Genomic DNA, 12813 nt, shown 5'->3' on the forward strand with positions numbered 1-12813 from the left:
CAGATAATCATGAGTGATTCACGCAGGATGCGTCGCGCTGTTGGTCAGCTTGCGGTGAGAGTCAGTGGGCATGCCGTTTGGGTCAGTGCGCTAATGTGTGGCGTACTGCTGGCGGGGATTTCCATCGGCGAAACGCTTATCCCCTGGCAGCATGTTCTCAGCACGCTGGCAAATCATCTTTTTGATACACACTATCCTGTCGATGCGCTGGATGCAGGGATCGTCTGGAACTACCGCCTGACCCGAGCGCTGGTCTCGGCCAGTTGCGGCGCGTGCCTGGCTGTTTCCGGCGTAGTGTTACAGTCGCTGCTACGCAATGCGCTCGCCGAACCCTATCTACTGGGGATTTCTGCCGGAGAGTCCACCGGAGCGGTGCTGATTGCTCTCACTGGACTTGGGGCTGGCATCATCAGTATGTCATTGGGCGCTTTCATTGGTGCGCTGACGGCATTTCTGTTCGTTGCGCTATTGGCGATGGCCGCTGGCGGTAGACAAGGTGGGGGTGTAACAACCCAAATCATCCTTGCCGGGATCGCCAGTTCCCAGCTTTTCAATGCGATTACATCGCTTATCATCACCCGCTCAGCAAACGCCGAGCAAGCACGCGGTATTATGTTCTGGCTGTTGGGCAATTTGAGCGGTGTACGCTGGCCCGATGTTGTCTTAGCCATTCCTACCGCTCTGGTCGGTATCGCGCTGTGCTTCTGTTATGCCCGCCATCTTGACGCTTTCTCCTTTGGTGCGGAGTCTGCGGCATCGCTGGGCATTCCGGTAAAACGTACCCGTGCGGTGCTGATTGCCGCCGTCACCGGCATGACGGCGATTATGGTCTCCATTGTGGGTGCGATCGGCTTTGTCGGTCTGGTGATCCCTCATGCTGCTCGTCTGCTGGTCGGCAACCAGCATCATCGACTGCTGCCGGTTAGTGCGCTTACCGGAGCTATTTTCCTCATTATCGCTGATGTTATTTCCCGCACGTTACTACCCGGTCAGGTACTCCCAATAGGCGTGATCACGGCTCTGGTTGGCGCTCCTGCGTTTTCAATCATTCTGATTAGAGGAAACCAGAACAAATGACGGTGAACCTCGTACAACCACTCGTTACCTCTGCGCAAGTCGTTATTGAAGCCTGTAATTTGTACTGGAAGGTAAAAGGTAAGACGATTGTTGAAGATATTTCACTCAGCGTAACGCCCGGCGAGTTTGTCGGCATCATCGGTCCCAACGGCTCGGGCAAAACGTCACTGATTTCACTGCTGGCCGGTTTGCTGAAGCCAACTTCCGGGCGTATCACCCTGCAGCAAAAGGCGCTCCAGCATTATTCGCGGCGTCACCTTGCGCAGCGGGTGGCGTTGGTCGAACAACAGGCAGAAACCAGCGAGCGTCTTACCGCTTTACAAGCCGTTTCTCTGGGGCGCACGCCCTGGCTTAGCCTGCTCTCGCCCTGGTCCGCCAAAGATGACGATATCGTGCAAACTATGCTGGAAAAGGTCGATCTCCGTGAATTACAGCACCGATGCTGGCATACCTTTTCCGGGGGAGAAAAACAGCGCCTGCATATCGCCCGGGCGCTGGCGCAGCAGCCGCAGTTGTTACTGATGGATGAACCCACCAACCATCTCGACATTCAACATCAGATTGGCCTGCTTAGTCTGGTTAAACGTGAAAAGCTCACGGTCATTGCCGCTCTGCACGACCTCAATCATGCCGCGATGTTCTGCGATCGCATCATCGTCATGACATCCGGGCATATGGCGATGCAGGGGACTCCTTGCGCCGTGTTTACCCGCGAAAACCTCCATGCCTGGTTTGGTATCGACGCCATTGTTGAACATGAAACAGGCGCTGAAAACTGTTTTATCCGTTATCAAAGACCTGATGAATTTTAAGGAAGAATCGATGAAATATCTCAAACAGAGTCTGAAAATTTTATGTTTACTCGCCCTCGCCTCTTCAACCTTCGCACAAACTCACGACGTTTTGATGAAAAATCGTGGGTCTGCGGGACCAATGGTCTATGAGCCGGATTATCTGGAGATCCAGCCCGGGGATACGGTGAAGTTTATCCGTAAACATAAGAGTCACAACGCGGCTTCAATCGCTGAATTGTCTCCGGCTAACTATCCCGGTTTTTTGGGAAAAATCGATGAAGAGATCGAAGTAACTTATGACAATGCCGGATTTTACGGAATCAAATGTACACCGCATTACGCTCAGGGCATGGTGATGCTGATAAAGGTTGGAGATGCCACGTTACCAGCAAGCTATCGGGCATTCAAAGCGCCGGGTATTGCTGATAAGCGCTTTCAGGAAATTTACGCGCGTATCGACAAACGTTAATCCGCGATGCTCAGGGAGAAATACGAGGTGACAGAGAATAAACTTGCAGATGGCGAAATCCAGGAACAGCGCCGGGAATGTCTGTGTAAACTGACAAAATTCGTCGGTGCGGCAGGCGTCGCTGCTGCCGTCTGGCCGCTGGTTTCGGCCCTGGGTCCGGATGAGAAGACTCTTGCGGAAAATGAACCGATTGATGTCTCTCTTGCGGGGGTTGCTGCTGGACAAACCGTCAGACGCGTATGGCAGGGAAAGCTGATTCTTATTCACCATCGCACCCAGGATGAGATTATTACTGCCAGAAGTGCCGACTGGCATACGCTTATCGACCCACAACCGGACAGCGAGAGGGTCTCTGCTACTCATCCTCAATGGCTGGTGGTTCAAGGGTATTGTCCACATGCCGGGTGCGTACCCAACGCCCGACCAGGAGGGGGGGGTTGGATCTGTCCGTGCCACGGCTCAGAGTTTGATACCTCCGGGCGCGTGACGCGCGGCCCCGCGACGACCAACCTGGCAATCCCGGACTACGTTATTCATTCGGATGGTCAGGCCGTGCGTATCGGCACGAAGGAAGCCTGAAATGAGGAGTGAGCGCGTCTATTCGCTTCGCTGGCGTATCCCGTTTCCTCGCTCGATTGCCGGACTCTGGGTATTCGCAATCGGCGCAATCCTGCTGGTTATACTCGGTGTGCAGATCCTTACGGGTATCGTGCTGGCGATGTTTTACGTACCGACGGCCGAGCTGGCATTTGACTCCATTATTCATATTATGCGTGCGGTTCGCCATGGAGAACTGTTACGCAACATGCATGCTATTGGCGCGTCGCTCTTTTTCTTTGCCTGTTATCTGCATATTTTTCGTGGCATGTACTACAGCGTTTACCGCAAGCCCTGGACGACAATGTGGATGATTAGCGTGACGCTATATATCCTGCTGATGATGACCGCATTTCTTGGTTATAGCCTTATCTGGGGGCAAAAAAGCTACTGGGCGGCCACGGTAATTACCCGCTTTGCCCAGGCCATTCCGCTGGTGGGTGATACCCTTTACGCATATTTAGTCGGCAGCCATACTCCGGGAACGCCGATGCTTGGCCGCTTTTTTGTTCTCCACTTTATTCTTCCCTTTGTGATTGTTGGAGCAACGGTTTTTCATATTCGCACCGTACAGTCGGCGTTTGCGCAGGCGATGAAAAAGAGGTTTAGCGAGAAAGAGTCCAGGAGCCTGCTGTTCGATTACAAAATTACCGATCTTGATGCCATCAAAATCATCCTTTTTTTGATGATCTTCGCCTGGTTCTTATTCTTCGCGCCGCACTATCTGAGCAGCGCCGATAATTTTATTCCAGCGGACCCAACAGTTACACCCGCGATTGTTGCGCCGGAATGGTATTTTCTCCCCTTCTTCTCCATCTTGCGTTGCTTCCCAAATGAATTCGTTGGCTTAGCCGCAATGTGCAGCTCGGTACTGATTTTCTATTTCCTTCCCTGGCTTGATACTTCCCGGGCTCGTTTTCGCCATTACAGCAAACTGGTTAAATGCGGATTCTGGCTGTGGGTCATTAATGCCTGCTTTTTAGGCTGGTTAGGGTCGAAAGCGCTGGTTGGCCCCGATCTTATTGACGGTTTCCGTAACGAAGAGGGCTGGATCCGTGCCGCATCGCAGCTTTCGACTCTCATTTGGTTTGCCTGGTTTTTAATCGTATTACCTTGCCGTCGTTTTCTGGAAAAACAGGACTGATGATGAAACAACTATTGAAAATCAGCATTCTGTCCTTTTCTCTGTTGGGACTGGGTTCCTCCTATGCGCAGGAAGCCACGCCTGAACGGCAGGAATGGAGCTTCAGCGGCATCAATGGCCAGTATGATAAAGCGCAGCTTCGGCGTGGCCTGCAGGTTTATGAAGAGAAGTGTCGCGCTTGTCACGGCATGAAGCACCTTAGCTTTCGGTCGTTGACCAGGCCCGGCGGTCCGGAACTCACGGCTGAAGAAGCAAGAAGTATCGCCAGCGGCTATCAGTTTCCTGAGCTTCAGGATGACGGCCAGATTGGCGAGCGAGACGGGACGCTAAATGACAGCTTCATCTCGCCGTATCTAAACGAGCAGGAAGCACGATACTTTAACAATGGCGCTTCTCCCGTTGACCTGAGCTATATCGTGCGTGCCCGCTCATACGATCGCGGATTCCCGCAATTTCTGTTGGATGCTTTTCTGCCCTACACGGACCAGGGAGCAGATTACGTCTACGCACTGCTAACCGGTTATCAACCTGCCGATCCCGAACTGAAGGCTAATCGCTATTTTCCCGGTGGCGTGATTAACATGCCGAAACCGCTGACCAGCGGAGAGATTCAATGGCGCCCGGCGTCGCTACAAGCTGAAACGGAGGAGCAATATGCCAGGGATGTTACCGCCTTTCTGGCATGGGCGGCCGACCCAACGCTCGCAGAACGAAGACAGCAGGGATATTACGTTATGGGCTACCTGACCTTTATGCTGGGGATGCTATGGATATTACGACGAATGAAAAGACGTTCGCTCATGTAGGCATTGCCAGATATGAAGATGATTTAGTTCGTCAGCTTTCCGCCGGGCAGCAGCGCTGAGTTGCCCTTGCGCGACTAAGGCTGGTGAAAGATGGCATGACATAAACTGCACAAAACGACAAAACCCCAAGCTATTAAATAGCTTGGGGTTTATGTTTGGCGGACGCGTAGAGATTCGAACTCTAGAACCCTTTCGGGTCGCCGGTTTTCAAGACCGATGACAATTTCAATAAAATCAATGAAATGATGTTTTTTCTTGGTAAATTGTACGAACTTTGCACCCAGAAAAAACAACATGTTAGGCACAACCTTGAAGATAGTATACCAACACTTTCAAAGAAATCTGCCTTCCATGGCTATCAATTCCCGTTCATCATAATCACCATCATCAGGTGGTGTTCCCGGTATTGGCGGCCGTGGTTGTATTAGTGCCACTGCTCCCCCTTTTTCTTAATTCCCTCACCAGTATTCCCAGTAAATCTTTTCCATCCTGACTGCGTAAAAAATCCGGCTGCACAGTAATATTTTCAGCCACAAATTTTAAATCATCGCCGGGCAGAGATTCTTCAAGAACGGCAATAATTGTCTGCATGGGTTGCGGCGCCTCTGGTTGGCGCTCCTGAATGTACCTGTCGACTTCAGTTCGGATACTCTGCACAAAATGATCGTTTTTCTGAGACTGCATGGCTTTTCGCCCCATATCCTGTGAGGCCTTAAAAACACGGTTGGTTACATCAGCCAGCGTTTCATTTGCTTTGACGGCGTTAACCAGTTTGTTGCTTAATTCAGTCCATGCGTTTGCGTATTCAACAACAACGTTTGCTGATAATGCGGTCGCTACCGCTGATGCAACGGCGCTTAATTTGCCAAATGAGGCACTGACTTTTTTTACGGAATTATCAGTTTTGTCAAAACCCGACTGCATTTTTTTGTTCGCGCTATCAACCTCTTTTTGTGCGATCAATAAAGGGGCTGTCTGGGCATTTACTGTGTAATAAATGCCTCCCAGGTCTTCTGACATGATTTCCTCCGGGCAATAAAAAACCCCGCCGGAGCAAGGTTTTAGTTATTTAAAATTATTATCTATTTAGCGTTAAAACACCCTGGCAGGGTTTTATCCAGTATCAGGTTGCCTTCAACCGTAAACCCCTGAACACCAAATAAAAATGCGTACATATAGTGTTCGACAACAACATTAGTTAATCCCACAGCGCAACGATCTTTCTCAATAGCCTTGTCCGCTGCTTCCTTAACATTTGGCATACCGAGAGGGAAAATAACTATCGCGGAACTATCCTCCCCGGTAACACGATTACCGGTGACAAATTGTCCTCCGTTCATATTGTAATTTTTAGTGCTTGCCACCGTCAGATCAGCAACGCGCTGACTGCACCCCGATAAAAATAACACTCCCAAAATACACATCGCCACTCGTTTCATTTTACAACTCCATGCCTGGAAAAATCGCACCGTATCACTACGCGCGAACAGTGCCAGAGCGAATCCGTGATTTTAACAACTTTAGGAATTTATAAAAATTAACTGAAATTATTCATTAGAAGTAAACATTCACTGCAATAGATGATCTTAATAACAGTGATTTTTATCACGATGAGTTATTTACGGATACTAATCTATTAGTCTCTTCGTTTAAAAGTGCTGTTGGCGCGGAATATATTCAGTACTGGCGGTGAGTTTGTTGTGACGACAAACAAAGGCGGTCGGGTGATCCCGAAACGTTGAATAACTGGTGGAACGATGCGAAACGAACTGCAGAGCAGAAAGCCGGCGTTCCGTTCGGCTGCAATTTCCACGACATTAAAGCGAAGGGGATTTCGGACTACGAAGGATCCAGCCGGGACAAGCAGCTGTTCTCCGGCCACAAAACTGAAGGTGTACGATCGAAAAGCGAAGGTGACGCCGACGTTGGACGCTCCATTCATTGAAAAACAACACCGTTGTATTTAGATCAAATTTAGACTAAATTAAGACTCCCATAACTGATAAAGGAAAGTGCGATGCGAATTGAGACTATTAGCTTCGTTAAGAAAAATGCAGCTTCTCTCAATTTATCTGAGCCGATCCTAGTAACACAAAATGGCACTCCCGCGTACGTTATCGAGTCTTATGAACAAGTGCAGGAGCGGGAAAATGCTATTGCTCTTCTGAAGCTACTCACACTGTCTGAGAAAGATAAATCTGACGGTAAGGTACTTTCGAAGGAGCAGTTACTGGATGGGCTTATATGAGGGAATACTGATATAAGGATCCTGTAATGGAAAGCGTCAAAATCGAATACACGCATACAGTCAAAACCTGCATTGATGACATTGCCAACTATCTTTATCACGTTGACGTGGAAGTGAAGCCCGTGATTACCGACATTCTTGAGCAGTTTGAGAAACAGGTCAGCCAGTTTCCCCTCGGTTGCCAAGTTTGCCCGGAGTTGATCAAGATTGGGGTTGCAAAGTATCGTGAGTGTAACACTGCAGGTGGTTATAGAGTTTTGTATTCGGTAGATGGTTCAACGATTACGGCACATGCAATTTTGTCACACCGCCAAGACGTCAAACAGTTGCTGTTTAAACGACTAATCCAAGCCTAGAAATCTCCCGCTTCGGCGGGATTTTTTTCGTCTAAGTTCCGACAGATGAGGAAAATATTCCAACAAGATATTCCAATAGCCGAAAACAACAAGGGGCTACCTTTCGGTAACCCCTTGTTTAATTTGGCGGAAGCGTAGAGATTCGAACTCTAGAACCCTTTCGGGTCGCCGGTTTTCAAGACCGGTGCCTTCAACCGCTCGGCCACGCTTCCAATGAGGCGCACTATAAACATCCCGAACGGACCTGTAAAGCACCAATGCGTTCGTTTGCCTGAAAAACAGCCAAAATATTGTTAATCGACTGAAATAACAACAGATTGACCGTTTATTCAGCACAAATACTGGCTACAGCGCTTAATGTTTTTTGATGAACATATCTTTGGTGTAGTAATTTCCCCGGTTATCTGGCGCAAATCCTCCCACCCACGGCTTCACAAGATGCGTGCGGACATAGTGGTAAACCGGAATCGCTGGCACATCCTCTCCTAAAAGGTCTTCAGCCTGCTGGTAGTATTTGCCTCGCTCCTCCAGCGAAGTTGCTTTCGCCGCCTTGCGCATCGCGTCATCAAAAGCGGGATTGCTGTACCTGGTGGTATTCTCGCTATCGCCGGTACGGAAAATATTGAGGAAACTTGAGGCATCATCATAATCGGCGATCCATGCGTAGCGCACGACGTCAAAATTACCGGTGTGCATGGTATCCAGCATGGTTTTCCATTCCTGATTTTGCAGCTTCGCCTCTACGCCGAGATTTTTCTTCCACATTGACGATGCGGCAATGGCAATACGCTGGTGCGTTTCGAAGGTGTTATAGAGCAGATTTAGGCTAAGCGGATGCTCAGGGCCATAACCGGCTTCAGCCAGCAGTTTCTTAGCCTCGGTAATGCGTTTTTCGAGCGGCCACGCCGCATATTCCGGCGCATGCAGTTGCACTCCCCCTATTTCCGGCTGGCTGATAACCCACGCCGCGCGTTGCCCCTGCCCCATCACCTTTTGTGCGATGATGTCTTTATCTAACGCCATATTCAGCGCCCGGCGCACGCGCGGGTCATTAAACGGCGCTCGAGTCGTATTGAACTGATAGTAATAGGTTGAAAGCTGAGGTGAGACATGGAGTTCATCGCCCATCGTCTTTTTCAACTGCGCGAACTGATTGACCGGGACGCTATACACAATGTCGATTTCGCCGGCCTTATAGCGGTTAACGTCTGCGGACTCTGAACTGATGGGCAAATAAGTGACCTTATCAATGACGGTGTGCCGATCGTCCCAATAATGCGGGTTACGCACGGCAACGATGCGCTCATTGACTACCCACTGCGATAACTTGTACGCCCCGCTGCAGACAAAATGTTCTGGCCGGGTCCACTTATCACCAAAGCGGCCGATCAGCACTTTATCCAGCGGAACCAGTGACGGGTGCGCCAGCATCGCCAGAAACGCCGCCGTTGGCTGCGTCAGGGTAATTTCCAGCGTGCTATCATCCAGGGCTTTGACCCCGATATCGGCAGGATCTTTTTTCCCTTGGGCAATATCGAGGGCGTTTGCTACGTGCATATTGCCCAGATACGAGGAATAAGGTGAAGCTGTTTGCGGTGAGACCAGACGCTGCCAGCTCCAGACGACATCCTGTGCGGTAATGGCAGACCCATCTGACCAGGTTATGCCCGGACGTAAATGAAAGGTCCAGACGGTGTTGTCTTTGTTCTCCCAGGACGCGGCCAGCCGGGGTTCGATAGACCCATCCGACTTAACCGCCACCAGTCCGTCGAACATATCGCTGATTAAATTAAATTCAACGTTGCTTTCGACTTTATGCGGATCCAGCGACGCTGGCTCACTGCCATTGTTTCTGACCAGTTCCTGTTTTTCTGCAAGTATTGTTCCTGCGGGAACATTTGCCGCCATCGCCACGCCGTTGATAGACATCAAACAGACAGCCAACAGCGTAAACGTCAATATCTTCGATTTATGTTGAATCATTCCCTTTACCTTATTGCTCTGTTTTATGTAGACACCGTTGTCACTGTCAGAGAGAAACAGGAATAACGCAATATTTTTCAGTTACCTGGCAGATATCTAACAGGCATTTTTACACATATAGTGCTAACATCTGATTCGGGAGCTTTTGTTGAAATAATATGCTTAAGCCTGGCGGGTTAAGATGCGTAAAGATGGGTAAAACCGCTGTGTCATTCCCCTTGATTTCATTATCCTCCATCATTAATTACATCTGTCATAAGAGAGTGACTCATGGATCGTATTATTAGTTCTTCACGCGATCGTACATCGCTACTCAGCACGCATAAGGTGCTGCGCAATACCTATTTCCTGCTCAGCCTGACGCTGGCGTTTTCGGCGCTCACTGCGACTGCCAGTACCGTACTGATGCTGCCTTCTCCGGGGCTTATCCTGACGCTGGTGGGTATGTATGGTCTGATGTTCCTGACCTATAAAACGGCGGATAAACCGGTTGGTATTCTGTCAGCTTTCGCTTTCACCGGCTTCCTGGGCTACATTCTGGGACCGATCCTGAACACATACCTGTCTGCGGGCATGGGTGATGTTATCGCCATGGCTTTGGGCGGTACGGCGCTGGTCTTCTTCAGCTGCTCAGCCTACGTGCTGACCACGCGGAAAGACATGTCCTTCCTCGGCGGTATGCTGATGGCAGGGATCGTGGTGGTGCTCATTGGTATGGTTGCGAATATCTTCCTGCAGTTGCCGGCTTTACATCTGGCGATCAGCGCGGTGTTTATTCTGATTTCTTCAGGCGCAATCCTGTTTGAAACCAGTAATATCATCCGTGGCGGTGAAACCAACTATATCCGTGCCACCGTCAGCCTGTACGTTTCGCTGTACAACATCTTCGTCAGCCTGCTGAGCATTCTGGGCTTCGCCAGCCGCGATTAATCAGCATCACTGATACGAAAAAAGAGAATGCCATTGGCATTCTCTTTTTTTATACCTTATTGACCCCGGCAGATATAGGTAGGATAGCGCCGGTCCTGAATAAGCCACACAGCAGGTGAAAGTTCAGAGATCGTCAGGTAGTAGCGTGAGGTCGGATAGGCGAAACTCCCCCATTGGGCATTCGGCGTATTGTCATTGTGGCGAAGCCAGGTTTTGGTGTAGGTCAATACAATGACGTTGTCATCGTCCCGCTGCTCCCACGTAAAGTCTACATCCCTGTCAACGATAAAATTTTGCCCGCCAGCTCTTGCCGCACCTTTATAGGTGGTCAACCCTGTACCGTCCCGATGAAAATAGAACTGAGCAAGGGCATTTACCTTCACCTCACTTGCTTTCCCTTCATTGCGCGTAAAGTTAAATTCAGTGCTGCAGGCCAGCACATCGCTTTTTCCCGTCGCGCCGCAATAGTAAAATAGCGCCAGCGCGCCGCCGACCAGGGCTCCGCCCAGTCCAAAAAGAAGCCTTATTTTCATTTTCCAGCCCCGTTTTTATAGCGAATGGTCTTGCACAGACGTGTTTTATTGACCGGGCAGGCCCCGATAAACAGTTCATCAGCAGTTGCAAGCGAAAAACGGGCGCTGAAAAAATAAATAGCATACTCCTCGCGCTCGCAAGCCACGTCATTGGCCTCCAGTCGCTCTGCTAATTTTGATAGCACTAACGGCCGTCCATGATCTTCGATAACCCAGATACTACAACGCGCGATTTTTTCCTGGACCGGCTTTAATTTCGCCGGAACAGTTATCTCCTGCGGGCGGCTAACGTAAAAGATCGCTCCCAACGGCACGGCAATCAATGCCCCTATTCTGAACCACTTTTTCAGGGATACTCGCCGGGGCAGAACGTCTTGTTGCGCTGAGGGGGGGTGCGGATCAACGGCTTGAATTTTCTCTCCAGGCTGAAAAATCACATCAGCATCAAAACGGAAACCATAGCGCGGGACAGTGACGATCAATTCGTGCCCCTCTCCCAGAGACTGGAAGCTTTTACGCAGTTCGCTTACCGCTTTATTGAGATTATTTCCTGATGGCGTAAAGCCAAATTCTTCCCACACGCGAGCGATCAATTCCTCCCGGCTTAAGTCGCGTCCTCGGTGTTTAATGAATTCCTGTAAAAGACGAACGGCTGGCGCCGAAAGTGTTAATACAGACTCGGGTTGTCCAACAAGACTTATTGCATGTGCTTCAGGATCAAATAACAACGAATTATTGCATATAAAAAACATCTTTTATTCTCGGCTGTTACCGCATGCTTTTTATTCCATGGTACGTCGATATGAAAACCGCCCCCTGACCTGCTTATTTTTTCATCAGAAGGAATTTTCCTCCCATCCTTGGCCGCGGTATTTTCGCTTAACTATACAACCTTAAAGCCAGAAAAGCAGGATAAAAAACTGTATATAACGAGTTAACTAATACAAATTTTCACAAATCGCTGTTCTGGTTAAAGTTTCCCTGCCCTGAAGCGATACGAAAGCAGACGGTGTCCTGGTGTTAACGCGCCGCCTTTAAACTCAGAGCAGGCAGACTGATTGTGAAACAGAAAAAAAGAGTGAGCATGACAACCGCCTTTTATGTCGCCGCGCTGTCATTGCCATTTTTCTCAGAAATGACAATGGCCAATATGAGCGTGTATCCCATGGAGCTGAATGTAGACAGATCCGGTGCGGCGCAAATAAAGGTGGCTTCAAAAACGGATGATATTCAGTTCATTCGGGTGAGGCAAAAGAAAATTCTTAATCCCGGAACAGCCCAGGAAAAAGAAATTGACGTCGCTTCGTGGAAAGAAGGTGGCGTGGTGGTTACGCCCGAGAAATTTGCTCTGGCTGCAGGCGCGATGCGCGTTGTTCGTCTGGTATCGCTTATACCTCCGAAAAAAGAGACCACCTGGCGTGTCTATTTTGAAGGGGTAAAACAACCTGACAGCATTATTCCGGGCAAGGCAGAAACCTCTGCAGCAATGGCGACATTAGGTGTCAATGTGATCTGGGGCGCACTGGTCCACATTGCTCCAGAAGAAAACGTAATTTCACTGTCGATTGACCCTCGCCGGGGAACGTTAAAAAACAACGGCACATTGCGTGTGCCGCTCAGAGAGATTGGTATTTGTGATGCTATTTCATCGTGTAAATGGATAAAAGAAGACGCGACGATTTATCCGGACACTGAACGAAAATTAAAAACGCTCACTATGAAACAGGGTCAGAAATATAAGTTCCGCTACTTCAACTGGGTGAATAAAACCGCTGAAGAAGCTGATTTACCCGTCGTGCAATAACACGACGGCACAGTAAAAACCCACGTAGTTTGTTTAAAGAGCCAAGGTGCTCATTTGTAAATATGGAGATAT

General features: G+C 49.4%; 15 protein-coding genes, 1 tRNA gene and 1 pseudogene. 11 read left to right on the plus strand and 6 right to left on the minus strand.

The window, feature by feature from the left end:
• Positions 1-9: 9 nt before the first annotated feature.
• From HV311_RS15810 to HV311_RS15835, 6 genes are read left to right on the plus strand one after another with little or no spacing between them, the layout of a single operon-like run.
• Positions 10-1077 carry a FecCD family ABC transporter permease gene (locus HV311_RS15810; RefSeq protein WP_191220159.1) on the plus strand — a complete coding sequence of 356 codons (1068 nt, stop codon included), beginning with the start codon at positions 10-12 and terminating at the stop codon, positions 1075-1077.
• Entirely contained in the window at positions 1074-1889 is an 816-nt protein-coding gene (locus tag HV311_RS15815) for an ABC transporter ATP-binding protein (protein ID WP_153690541.1), read from the plus strand. The genes HV311_RS15810 and HV311_RS15815 overlap by 4 nt, the downstream gene beginning before the upstream one ends.
• 10 nt (positions 1890-1899) lie before the next feature.
• Complete coding sequence (locus HV311_RS15820; protein WP_155574280.1) at positions 1900-2340, plus strand: pseudoazurin; 441 nt, start codon at positions 1900-1902, stop codon at positions 2338-2340.
• Between the two features lie 27 nt (positions 2341-2367).
• On the plus strand, positions 2368-2919 hold the full coding sequence (gene petA / locus HV311_RS15825) for a ubiquinol-cytochrome c reductase iron-sulfur subunit (RefSeq protein ID WP_191220160.1): 552 nt from the start codon (positions 2368-2370) through the stop codon (positions 2917-2919).
• A 1-nt stretch (position 2920) separates the two neighbouring features.
• A complete protein-coding gene (locus HV311_RS15830; RefSeq protein WP_047501122.1) occupies positions 2921-4081 on the plus strand; it encodes a cytochrome b in 1161 nt (386 codons plus the stop codon).
• Positions 4082-4083: 2 nt separating this feature from the next.
• On the plus strand, positions 4084-4887 hold the full coding sequence (locus tag HV311_RS15835; RefSeq protein WP_191221201.1) for a cytochrome c1: 804 nt from the start codon (positions 4084-4086) through the stop codon (positions 4885-4887).
• A 387-nt stretch (positions 4888-5274) separates the two neighbouring features.
• Here the strand turns inward: HV311_RS15835 and HV311_RS15840 are convergent, their stop codons facing one another.
• Positions 5275-5907 (minus strand): hypothetical protein, encoded by a 633-nt coding sequence (locus tag HV311_RS15840; protein ID WP_191220161.1) that lies wholly within the window; start codon positions 5905-5907, stop codon positions 5275-5277.
• A gap of 62 nt (positions 5908-5969) precedes the next feature.
• Complete coding sequence (locus tag HV311_RS15845; RefSeq protein WP_101699898.1) at positions 5970-6326, minus strand: hypothetical protein; 357 nt, start codon at positions 6324-6326, stop codon at positions 5970-5972.
• Between the two features lie 204 nt (positions 6327-6530).
• Here HV311_RS15845 and HV311_RS15850 point away from each other — a divergent pair.
• The 3 genes and pseudogenes from HV311_RS15850 to HV311_RS15860 form a co-directional block, all read left to right on the plus strand.
• Positions 6531-6854: pseudogene (locus HV311_RS15850) on the plus strand (integrase); the annotation flags it as partial.
• Positions 6855-6904: 50 nt separating this feature from the next.
• Positions 6905-7135 carry a type II toxin-antitoxin system Phd/YefM family antitoxin gene (locus HV311_RS15855; RefSeq protein ID WP_049040815.1) on the plus strand — a complete coding sequence of 77 codons (231 nt, stop codon included), beginning with the start codon at positions 6905-6907 and terminating at the stop codon, positions 7133-7135.
• Between the two features lie 26 nt (positions 7136-7161).
• Positions 7162-7491 carry a type II toxin-antitoxin system RelE/ParE family toxin gene (locus HV311_RS15860; RefSeq protein WP_103766111.1) on the plus strand — a complete coding sequence of 110 codons (330 nt, stop codon included), beginning with the start codon at positions 7162-7164 and terminating at the stop codon, positions 7489-7491.
• Positions 7492-7615: 124 nt separating this feature from the next.
• Here HV311_RS15860 and HV311_RS15865 read toward each other — a convergent pair.
• A tRNA-Ser gene (locus HV311_RS15865) sits at positions 7616-7703 on the minus strand.
• A gap of 142 nt (positions 7704-7845) precedes the next feature.
• Positions 7846-9474, minus strand: coding sequence for an ABC transporter substrate-binding protein (locus HV311_RS15870; protein WP_137381078.1), 1629 nt, complete (start codon positions 9472-9474; stop codon positions 7846-7848).
• 270 nt (positions 9475-9744) lie between these two features.
• Between HV311_RS15870 and yccA the strand changes: the two genes are divergently transcribed.
• The gene (gene yccA, locus HV311_RS15875) at positions 9745-10404 is read left to right on the plus strand and encodes an FtsH protease modulator YccA (RefSeq protein ID WP_016152501.1); all 660 of its coding nucleotides are present in this window, start codon (positions 9745-9747) and stop codon (positions 10402-10404) included.
• A gap of 56 nt (positions 10405-10460) precedes the next feature.
• Here the strand turns inward: yccA and HV311_RS15880 are convergent, their stop codons facing one another.
• Complete coding sequence (locus HV311_RS15880; protein ID WP_019076424.1) at positions 10461-10937, minus strand: hypothetical protein; 477 nt, start codon at positions 10935-10937, stop codon at positions 10461-10463.
• A complete protein-coding gene (locus HV311_RS15885) occupies positions 10934-11689 on the minus strand; it encodes a winged helix-turn-helix domain-containing protein (protein ID WP_049042089.1) in 756 nt (251 codons plus the stop codon). The genes HV311_RS15880 and HV311_RS15885 overlap by 4 nt, the downstream gene beginning before the upstream one ends.
• 308 nt (positions 11690-11997) lie before the next feature.
• Between HV311_RS15885 and HV311_RS15890 the strand changes: the two genes are divergently transcribed.
• A complete protein-coding gene (locus HV311_RS15890) occupies positions 11998-12741 on the plus strand; it encodes a fimbrial protein (RefSeq protein ID WP_168188429.1) in 744 nt (247 codons plus the stop codon).
• Positions 12742-12813 lie beyond the last annotated feature (72 nt).

This window comes from Citrobacter sp. RHBSTW-00881, assembly GCF_013728515.1.
Taxonomy (GTDB): domain Bacteria; phylum Pseudomonadota; class Gammaproteobacteria; order Enterobacterales; family Enterobacteriaceae; genus Citrobacter; species Citrobacter braakii.